Genomic DNA, 8,302 nt, shown 5'->3' on the forward strand with positions numbered 1-8,302 from the left:
TTCCCGATAACGGCTTTGCCCAAAGCCGCTTAAACCACGCAGGCAATCCACTTATCCAACCGGGCTTCGCTGTTCAAACCACTGGGGCCAGCTCTCTCTCGAATCTGAAGAAACGATTGGAGAAACCCAATGGCTAAATCGACTTGTGTTTACGTGAGTTATATCCGCACCACGCCCGAAAAGCTCTGGTCGGCACTAACCGACGGCGAGTTCATGAAGCAATACTGGTTCGGCGCCCATGGCGAAAGCCGGTGGACGGCAGGATCGCCGTGGAAGTTGCTGTCGGGTGACGGAAAGGTGCTTACCTCAGGAGAAATCGTTGAGGCGACGCCGCTCAAGCGCTTAATTATCCGCTGGACTCATGAAAACAGCCCGGCGCTCAAAGACGACGTTCCGTCACTGTTGACGATGGAGCTTGAACCGTTTCCTAGCGCGGTCAAATTGACGCTTACGCACTCCATCGAGCGTGAACCTTCCAAGCTCATCGAAGAAGTATCGAAAGGTTGGCCGCTGGTTATTTCCAACCTCAAGTCGTTTCTGGAGACGGGCTCCATCGCGTTGGAAGATCCTTATCCGCAATCGTGCGCGTGAGGCCTTTGTTCGTCGTTCCAATGAACGACCCTTGCTGTCGATCCATCCATCACGCCGCTCGATAGTGCGGGTGCTGGAGGGAGTGAACAGCGCGCCGGTTTGAGTGGATCACTCTTCCCGGTTGATGTTGTCATCACCGCGCGTGCGGTCAAAGCGGGCGCGCGCGGCATGGATGTCACCATAGCAACGGTCCGCCCACTCGATAAGGCCCGCCATGGGGTCCAGCAGCGATTGGCCTAGCGGGGCCAGACGATATTCAACGCTCGGGGGCTTGGTTGGAAAGACATGGCGGGTGATCAGTCCGTCGCGCTCCAGATCGCGCAGGGTCTGCGTGAGCATGCGCTTGGAAATGTCATGGACTGCGCGGTGAAGCTCGCTGAAGCGGTGCGGTCGCGTCGCGAGCGCCATGATCATGAGCATGCTCCATTTGTCGCCGATACGGTCGAGCACGTCGCGCACCGGGCAGCAGACGGACTGGGACTCGCCCAATGGATATCGGCTGAATCGTTCGATGGCGCTCAATGCGTTGCTCATGCGGAATTCCTCGAAATCTGCTGGTTACAAAAAAGTGCCTCCTTACGGCGCGAGGTGGCGGTCTCTATAGTAGACCTACCCCAAGTAAATAAGACTCCCACTCACGGAGTCTTCATGTCCCCCTCTGTTCCCGCCGCTTTCTCGTCACTGGCTCCGGCATGCAGGCGGATCAGGCTTGGAGTGGCTTCGCCATCTGACGACCGAGCGCGGCCATGGTTTGGAATCACTTACCCCAACTAACGCGCATCGGTAGGAACTCCTGCTTGTTAATTGGCTTTTACATACAAAAATCCTAACGATCAGGAGAACCATCATGTTTTTAGTCATGGGAATTACGGGAAAAGTCGGTGGTGCAACGGCAAAACATCTGCTTGCGCAAGGCAAAGAAGTACGCGCACTCGTGCGGAATCGTGCAAAGGCGGCGAAATGGGCCGACGAAGGCGTGCAACTGGTCGACGGCGACTGGAATGACCCGGCAGCCATCGAAATGGCGCTTAGCGATGTCGAAGGCGCATTTGTCATGTTGCCGCCGGTATGGGCGCCTTCGCCTGATTACAAAGAAGCGAAGGCGGTGATCGCAAACTACGTCGGTGCGCTTGCCAAGGCAGCCCCACCGCGGGTGGTGGCACTCTCATCCATGGGTGCGAACAGAACCAGCGGGCTGGGGATGATTACGGCCCTGTCGCTGCTGGAGCAAGGATTTCGCGACCTTACATTGCCGATCGCCTATGTGCGTGCCGGCGGGTTTTTCGAAAACTTCCTCTACGGCTTGCACGTTGCCCAGGGCGGCACGCTCCCCGTCTACTACAACCCGACAGATCGGAAATCGACCATGGTCGCGACCGATGATGTCGGCGCCGAAATCGCAGCGCTGCTGACCGGGGCGGCATGGTCGGCGCATCGGGTCATCGAGCTCGGCTCGATGGTCAGCGCCGATGACGTCGCGACACAATTGGGTGACGTCTTGAAGGTCGACGTCAAAGCGTTTGCTATCCCGCGCGCCGGTTGGCCGGCAGCGTTCGAGCAGATCGGCATTCCGAAGGGCCAGACGGGACCGGCTGAAGCGATGTTTGATGCCGTCAACGCAGGCTGGATGGACCTCGGGGTCAAGGGTACGGAGCACGTCGCGGGCACGACGTCCGCGCGCGATGTTTTCGCGGCGGCGCAGAAGGCTGCGACGGCGTAGGTCCACGGATCAGCCATCGATGCGAATCTTCGGAATCCATTCCGAAGATTCGCATCCCATCGGCAGCAAACGCATCATGCAAGGTCGTGCACATGTCTAAAATTTCCTGGCGCCAAGTCTTACCCATAGCGCTCGCCGCTTTCTTCGTCGCGGGTTCACTCACCAACATCGTCGCCCCGGGATCCATCTACGAGGAATACCTCAAATGGGGCTACCCGCGCTGGTTCCATGTCGTGACCGGAACGCTGGAACTCACCACGGCCATTTTGCTTTTCCGGGCGCCGAGTCGCCTGTTGGGCGCGGCGCTCGGTTGCACTGTCATGCTTGCTGCCCTCGCGACCGTCATCATCCACGGCGAATACGGGCACGCCGTGCCGCCACTCGTCGCGGCGACGTTGTCACTAGTGGTCGGCTGGATAAGCTGGCGCAAGCGGATGGTGTTACCCACCATTGATCAGCAGCAGCAACACGTTCAGTGATTGCCGGCGACGCCTGCCAGATATTCTTCGTCTGTCACCTTCTCCAGCCAGATGACATTCTGGCCGTCGAGGGCCTCCTGAATGGCAATGTGAGTCATAGCCGTCGTCGGCGATGCGCCGTGCCAGTGCTTATGGCCGGGCGGGCACCAGATGACGTCGCCTGCGCGAATCTCCACGATGTCTTCGCCTTCGCATTGCGTCCAACCACATCCGGCCGTTACGACGAGGGTCTGGCCCAGCGGATGGGTATGCCACGCAGAGCGCGCACCGGGCTCGAAGGTGACAGCGGCACATGAATGCCTTGCCGGTGCCGGTGCCGGTGGCACATTAAGCGGGTCGATCCGCACCGTGCCAGTGAAATAAGCCTCCGGGCCTTTTTGGGAGGGTTGTGAACCTGCACGCTTCAGTTCCATGTTCGATTACCTTCATTAAATCGTGGGATGTCGGCAGACGGACCTATTCAGGCCTCTGCTTCCTCGAAGACTTTCTTTGCGATCGGCAACGCCGTCATCGCGGGCGGCCATCCCGCGTAAAACGCGAGATGCGTGATCGTCTCTACGATCTCTTCCTTGCTCATGCCGTTTTCAAGCGCTCGCTTCAGGTGAAACGGCAACTCGTTAACACGATAGAGCGAAATGAGACTGGCGATCGTGACCAGGCTTCGATCTCGCTTGGAGAGCACTGGGTTCTCCCACACGTCACCGAACAACACCTCATCGGTGATGGTGGCAAGGTGGAGGGCGATATCGCCGAAGGATTTCCGAGCGTTGGTCGGTGTATGACTCATGAGCTGTTTTCCTCAATGCCAAGTATTAGTGCGCTGTGAAACCGCCGTCGACCGGCAGTGCCACGCCAAGCACGAAACTTGCTGCAGCACTGCAGAGCCAGAGCACCGCGGAGGCGATTTCCTCAGGGCGGCCTGCGCGACCGATCGGCTGTTCTTTAAGAAAATTCTTCATCGCTTCGGGTTCGATTCCATCGCCCATGGGTGTGTCGATACAGCCCGGGCAGATGGCATTGACGCGGATGCCATCGGCCGCGACATCGAGCGCTGCGCTTTTGGTAAGTCCGATCACGCCATGCTTCGTGGCGTGATAAGCGGCGCGCCCTGGCAAGCCGACGAGACCGCCCAAGGATGAGCAATTAACGATGGCGCCGCTGCCCTGTTTTTTCATCTGGATAAGTTCGTGCTTCATGAAGGTCCAGACGCCGCGAAGGTTGACGGCGTTGACCGCGTCATACCCCTCACCCGTCTCCTCCATCATGGGACACATGGGGCCGAGAACCCCTGCGTTGTTGTAGGCCATGTCGAGCCGGCCGAATGTCGAGACGGCACGCGTGACCGCCGTTTTGGCCACGCCTTCATCGGCAACGTCTCCAGCCACGGTCACGGCTTTGCCGCCGGCATCGACGATCTCCGCGGCCACCTTTTGCAGTGCCAGCTCATCGCGATCGACGAGAATCACCGCCGCACCCGCTAGGGCGAATGCCTTGGCCGTCACACGGCCCATGCCTGAGGCCGCGCCGGTGATTAGGGCGACTTGGCCGGCGAAATCGTATTTCGGGTACATCGTGGAATGCCTCGGGTCATCGAGTTAAGTCGAGCTCGGTCTGGATACCTCACCCGTGTCCCTACTTTGGGGGACGGTCTTCAATTGATAAATAGCTATAATCCGATTGGCCTTATAAGCCAGCCTAATAACTGATGGAGGCCTGCCCATGGCAAGAGAGAGCCTCGACGATCTGGAAGCGTTGCTAACCGTGGCGCGCGAGGGCAGCTTCACGAGGGCCGCCGCAAAACTGGGCGTATCCCAATCGGCCCTCAGCCAGACCGTGCGCCTGGTCGAGGAGCGGATCGGCCTGCGGCTACTGGACCGCAATACGCGCAGCGTTTCCGCGACACAGGCCGGCATGCGTTTACTCGAATCGGTCGCGCCGCGAATGGAAGAAATTCGGGGCGAAATCACCGCGCTCGGTGATCTGAGAGATAAGCCTTCTGGCAACGTGCGTATTACTACCGATGAGTACGCAGCCCAAGCCATTCTGCTGCCGAAGCTGGCTCAGCTACTGCCAGCCTATCCCGACATCAAGGTTGAGATCGTCATCGACTACGGCCTGACGGATATCGTGGCCGAACGCTACGATGCTGGAGTGCGCCTCGGCGAAGTCATCGCAAAGGACATGATCTCTGTCCCGATCAGCGAAGATCAACGATTGCTCGTTGTTGGCTCACCCGCCTATGTGGCGGCTAATGGTGAGCCGAAGACGCCGCAAAACCTTGTAGATCACCCGTGCATCAACTTGCGCCTGCCGACGCGGGGCGGACTGTATGCGTGGGAATTCGAACGAAACGGGCGCCAGATGAATGTGCGTGTCGATGGTCAATTTACCTTCAACAATCTCAGGCTCATGGTGGATGCGGCCATCGCGGGTCTTGGCTTCGCCTATGTTCCAGAGGGCGAAGTGCGCCCGCATATTGAGCGTGGCGCCCTCCAGGCGGTGTTAGAGAACTGGTCACCGTCCTACCCGGGATACTGTCTGTTCTACCCGAGCAGGCGACAACACTCGGCTGCCTTCGCATTGATCGTGAAAACGCTTCGGTTCCGGCAATGAATTAACTGCAAATCCTCAAAGCCACCCGAACAAACATCGCGCCTAAATAAAGCGCAATCAGCTTGCCACCGGTTTGGCCGCATTAACCGCCCATTGCGCCGCGAACGCCCGCTTGTAGGCATCCCGCGCTTCGCCGCGCGCAACATACGCAGCCAGGTTGGGAAATTCAGCCAGAATGCCCGAGGGTTTCGTTCTGAGCAGCACCGACACCATCATCAGGTCGCCCGCGCTGAATGCACCATCGAGCCACTCGGTATCACCCATGCGAGCGGAAAGTTGGCCAAACCGATGGCGGATGCGATCGGCGACCAGCGGCATGCGCTCCTTGCACCAGGGCTTATCGCCCTCCACAAACTTCACCGTGACGAGCTCGAGAATCGGCGGCTCCACCGAATTGACCGCGGCAAACATCCACATGATCGCGCGTGCCCGGGCATTGGCATCGTCCGGCAGCAAGCCCGCATGATGTTGGGCGAGATGGAGGATGATCGCGCCTGTTTCGAACAGCACGAGCTCGCCCTCCTCATACGTGGGAATTTGACCGAACGGCTGAAGACGCAGATGCGCGGGTTCCTTCATCGCACTGTGCGCAACGTAGCGAACCTCGTAGGGTTGGCCTACTTCTTCCAGCGCCCAGCGAACGCGCGTATCACGCGCCAGCCCCATGCCACCGTCGGGCGAGCGTTCAAAGGCGGTAATGGTGATGGTCATCGTGCAGCTCCTCGTGGCGAAAATCATTAGTTACAGGGTGAGCAAACAATCAAACTCACCGCGATGGAAGACGATGCTTTTCCATACCCCGCTCTGCTGCATGGGGCTGAAAGCGCACAGTACCTTGGGTCATCCCATGACATGAACCTGCCCTGCTTCGGCCACGCACCTCGCGCACGCAGTCATGGATGTCCGTGATCGTCCGCGCTCAGCTCACGGCAAATCGGGTGGCTCGCCAATCGGCCGAATCTCGATCTCGCTGCGTCCCGGCATGGGATTGGGACAGCGCTTCACCCAGGCGACCGCCTCGTGCATGTCCCTGACCTCCCATATCCAAAAACCCGCGACTAACTCGTGGGTCTCGGCGAACGGCCCATCGGTCACCGTGCGGCCGGCGCCATCGAACGCGACACGCTTGCCCTGCGAAGTGGGCGTGAGGCCCTCAGCCATCAGCAGGATGCCGCCCTTGCGCAGCTCGTCGTTGTACGCGCCCATCGCCTTCAGCATCCCGGACATCCACGCCTCCGTCCAGACGCCCTTTTCGCTCGATTCCGTTGCCTTCACCAGCACCATCACGCGCATCGTCTCTCTCCCCGTTCGAGCCTGACTCCCCGCCAGGTATTGAAACGACGAACGGGGGTTTCGAAAATCGACAGCACCCCGTCATTTTTTTTCGAATTCCGATCGAAGTGAATACCGGTTCCGCTGGAGACGCCACACGACGTTGATCGTTCGAACCGACGTTGGTCAACGCTGAGAACCGTGCGCTTGCTGTCCCTAGCGAACCGAATCTGATGGCGTTACAGGCGGCGCCTCTTGCGCTATCTCACGCAACGTCAGCCAACCGGTTGGGCTGCTTTTATCCTGAACATAGATAACCATCGATCGCCCCCTTCCTATGGATGGCGCTCCGCCGCTCCTTGGCGTTGTCTTGATCGAAAAAACGACCGTCTGTATCGCGATGTTTCCAATGAAACAGGTGTTTTCAACAGTATTTCCAACGAACTCCACTTTCGACTGCTTGAACCAATCCCTCGCCCCCTTTTCTACGGCATCCCGCCCGACGATGACGTTATTGCCACCAAAATATTTGATGACGTTGGGACTATGCAGCCGCCCCACCATGGCAGCATCACCCCTGCTAAAGGCGTCCCTGACGGCAGCCGTTGCTTTATCCAGTGATTGCCTCAAGGCCACTGAACCTGCGGTGCATTGCGCATGAGCGTTGATCGAAAAAAGCATGACGATGAACATCAAAAGTGTCTTTTTCATAGGATCATCCGTTAAGGAAACCATGATGTTTCTGCCGCCCGACATCGCATGAGCGGACCCTACCAGCGCCTGCAGCGGTATAGCACCCGCATAGCCAACATCCTTTCGCAGCACAGCAAACTCAACAGTGCGGACGCACCCAATATCTGTTGACGCATGCGCAGCAACCGTTCGTTAGTGCTTCGAAAGCTCGCCTGCATGCTCCGCGTAATACTCCACCGCATCCAGAACGCGGCTGAGTTGCCCGCTCAAATCAAGAAAAAACTCGCCGAGCAATACGCGCGGCAACAGTAGAACGGCCTTGCTGTCGCCCGGTGTCGATGCGTTACCCGTGAGCTGGCCCATAAGCTGAAGCTTATCGCGGACCGTTTGCAAATCCTCGTAACAGTTTTGAGACAGCAGATAGCCTGGGGGGTTGATCAGGTCATGCACGTTATTCATGGGCCTACTCCATGTCGTTAAGTCACGCCACGTATTGCACGTGGCGTGAAGGGCATGCAGGAAAAACCCTGCACGTAAAAGCGGAAGGATCCGATTCCGCTTCTACGAAAGCCCTGAGTGGCCCGACGCCGCGCAGTCTGCGGGGCGGTGAAGCAGTGCAAAAACCGGCGTGGCGGGGTCACGCGGATGCGTGCGTGCCGTATGATCGGGAATAACCATGGTCAACTCTTTCCTAGTTGGTTGTGGCCAGCGGATCGTCTGAGTTGTCGCTCAGGCGATCCGCGTTGCTTCACTCATGTCGGATGTGCCGCAGGTTGGCCGAGGAAGAAAGGCACATCCGACACGAAGACCATCGCATGAAACGCGCCTCGTTATCTGTCAGAGCTGGCCCCGGAAAACTGAACAGCCCGATAGGTGGATTTCCTGCTCAATGAGGCGATGATAATCGCCGTAGAAGGAGCAGATCGATGGCAAG

General features: G+C 58.5%; 12 protein-coding genes. 4 read left to right on the plus strand and 8 right to left on the minus strand.

Features of this window, described 5'->3' with window-relative positions; genetic code table 11:
• Positions 1–129: 129 nt before the first annotated feature.
• Entirely contained in the window at positions 130–591 is a 462-nt protein-coding gene (locus tag DWU98_RS21290) for an SRPBCC family protein (RefSeq protein WP_115497599.1), read from the plus strand.
• A gap of 108 nt (positions 592–699) precedes the next feature.
• On the opposite strand, the gene DWU98_RS21295 is transcribed toward DWU98_RS21290, so the two are convergent.
• On the minus strand, positions 700–1,125 hold the full coding sequence (locus DWU98_RS21295) for a winged helix-turn-helix transcriptional regulator (RefSeq protein ID WP_115497600.1): 426 nt from the start codon (positions 1,123–1,125) through the stop codon (positions 700–702).
• A 325-nt stretch (positions 1,126–1,450) separates the two neighbouring features.
• On the opposite strand from DWU98_RS21295, the gene DWU98_RS21300 reads away from it, so the two are divergent.
• Together DWU98_RS21300 and DWU98_RS21305 are read left to right on the plus strand one after the other, a co-directional pair.
• Entirely contained in the window at positions 1,451–2,311 is an 861-nt protein-coding gene (locus DWU98_RS21300) for an NmrA family NAD(P)-binding protein (protein WP_230474983.1), read from the plus strand.
• A 92-nt stretch (positions 2,312–2,403) separates the two neighbouring features.
• The gene (locus tag DWU98_RS21305) at positions 2,404–2,790 is read left to right on the plus strand and encodes a DoxX family protein (RefSeq protein ID WP_115497602.1); all 387 of its coding nucleotides are present in this window, start codon (positions 2,404–2,406) and stop codon (positions 2,788–2,790) included.
• Here DWU98_RS21305 and DWU98_RS21310 read toward each other — a convergent pair.
• Genes DWU98_RS21310 through DWU98_RS21320 form a run of 3 tightly spaced genes read right to left on the minus strand, consistent with a single transcriptional unit; the run spans position 2,784 to position 4,361 of the window.
• Entirely contained in the window at positions 2,784–3,203 is a 420-nt protein-coding gene (locus tag DWU98_RS21310) for a (R)-mandelonitrile lyase (protein ID WP_115497603.1), read from the minus strand. The two genes, DWU98_RS21305 and DWU98_RS21310, sit on opposite strands and share 7 nt — an antisense overlap.
• 47 nt (positions 3,204–3,250) lie before the next feature.
• Entirely contained in the window at positions 3,251–3,577 is a 327-nt protein-coding gene (locus DWU98_RS21315; protein WP_115497604.1) for a carboxymuconolactone decarboxylase family protein, read from the minus strand.
• A gap of 25 nt (positions 3,578–3,602) precedes the next feature.
• Positions 3,603–4,361, minus strand: coding sequence for a glucose 1-dehydrogenase (locus DWU98_RS21320; protein WP_115497605.1), 759 nt, complete (start codon positions 4,359–4,361; stop codon positions 3,603–3,605).
• A 148-nt stretch (positions 4,362–4,509) separates the two neighbouring features.
• Between DWU98_RS21320 and DWU98_RS21325 the strand changes: the two genes are divergently transcribed.
• On the plus strand, positions 4,510–5,403 hold the full coding sequence (locus DWU98_RS21325; RefSeq protein ID WP_115497606.1) for a LysR family transcriptional regulator: 894 nt from the start codon (positions 4,510–4,512) through the stop codon (positions 5,401–5,403).
• 57 nt (positions 5,404–5,460) lie between these two features.
• Here the strand turns inward: DWU98_RS21325 and DWU98_RS21330 are convergent, their stop codons facing one another.
• The 4 genes from DWU98_RS21330 to DWU98_RS21345 all read right to left on the minus strand — a co-directional run bounded on the left by DWU98_RS21330 (position 5,461) and on the right by DWU98_RS21345 (position 7,827).
• Entirely contained in the window at positions 5,461–6,114 is a 654-nt protein-coding gene (locus DWU98_RS21330) for a glutathione S-transferase family protein (protein WP_115497607.1), read from the minus strand.
• Positions 6,115–6,327: 213 nt separating this feature from the next.
• Positions 6,328–6,696: a YciI family protein gene (locus DWU98_RS21335; protein ID WP_115497608.1), complete on the minus strand. Its 369-nt coding sequence runs from the start codon at positions 6,694–6,696 to the stop codon at positions 6,328–6,330.
• A gap of 195 nt (positions 6,697–6,891) precedes the next feature.
• Complete coding sequence (locus DWU98_RS21340; RefSeq protein ID WP_158545147.1) at positions 6,892–7,386, minus strand: YybH family protein; 495 nt, start codon at positions 7,384–7,386, stop codon at positions 6,892–6,894.
• A gap of 174 nt (positions 7,387–7,560) precedes the next feature.
• On the minus strand, positions 7,561–7,827 hold the full coding sequence (locus tag DWU98_RS21345) for an XAC0095 family protein (RefSeq protein ID WP_115497610.1): 267 nt from the start codon (positions 7,825–7,827) through the stop codon (positions 7,561–7,563).
• Positions 7,828–8,302: the final 475 nt, after the last annotated feature.

This window comes from Dyella monticola, assembly GCF_003363155.1.
GTDB classification, from domain to species: Bacteria; Pseudomonadota; Gammaproteobacteria; order Xanthomonadales; family Rhodanobacteraceae; genus Dyella_B; species Dyella_B monticola.

What these genes read in the sequence shown, in the direction of transcription:
- DWU98_RS21290 (WP_115497599.1), top strand. Translation starts at nt 130, where the DNA reads ATGGCTAAATCGACTTGTGTTTACGTGAGTTATATCCGCACCACGCCC.
- DWU98_RS21295 (WP_115497600.1), bottom strand. Translation starts at nt 1,125, where the DNA reads ATGAGCAACGCATTGAGCGCCATCGAACGATTCAGCCGATATCCATTG.
- DWU98_RS21300 (WP_230474983.1), top strand. Translation starts at nt 1,451, where the DNA reads ATGGGAATTACGGGAAAAGTCGGTGGTGCAACGGCAAAACATCTGCTT.
- DWU98_RS21305 (WP_115497602.1), top strand. Translation starts at nt 2,404, where the DNA reads ATGTCTAAAATTTCCTGGCGCCAAGTCTTACCCATAGCGCTCGCCGCT.
- DWU98_RS21310 (WP_115497603.1), bottom strand. Translation starts at nt 3,203, where the DNA reads ATGGAACTGAAGCGTGCAGGTTCACAACCCTCCCAAAAAGGCCCGGAG.
- DWU98_RS21315 (WP_115497604.1), bottom strand. Translation starts at nt 3,577, where the DNA reads ATGAGTCATACACCGACCAACGCTCGGAAATCCTTCGGCGATATCGCC.
- DWU98_RS21320 (WP_115497605.1), bottom strand. Translation starts at nt 4,361, where the DNA reads ATGTACCCGAAATACGATTTCGCCGGCCAAGTCGCCCTAATCACCGGC.
- DWU98_RS21325 (WP_115497606.1), top strand. Translation starts at nt 4,510, where the DNA reads ATGGCAAGAGAGAGCCTCGACGATCTGGAAGCGTTGCTAACCGTGGCG.
- DWU98_RS21330 (WP_115497607.1), bottom strand. Translation starts at nt 6,114, where the DNA reads ATGACCATCACCATTACCGCCTTTGAACGCTCGCCCGACGGTGGCATG.
- DWU98_RS21335 (WP_115497608.1), bottom strand. Translation starts at nt 6,696, where the DNA reads ATGCGCGTGATGGTGCTGGTGAAGGCAACGGAATCGAGCGAAAAGGGC.
- DWU98_RS21340 (WP_158545147.1), bottom strand. Translation starts at nt 7,386, where the DNA reads ATGAAAAAGACACTTTTGATGTTCATCGTCATGCTTTTTTCGATCAAC.
- DWU98_RS21345 (WP_115497610.1), bottom strand. Translation starts at nt 7,827, where the DNA reads ATGAATAACGTGCATGACCTGATCAACCCCCCAGGCTATCTGCTGTCT.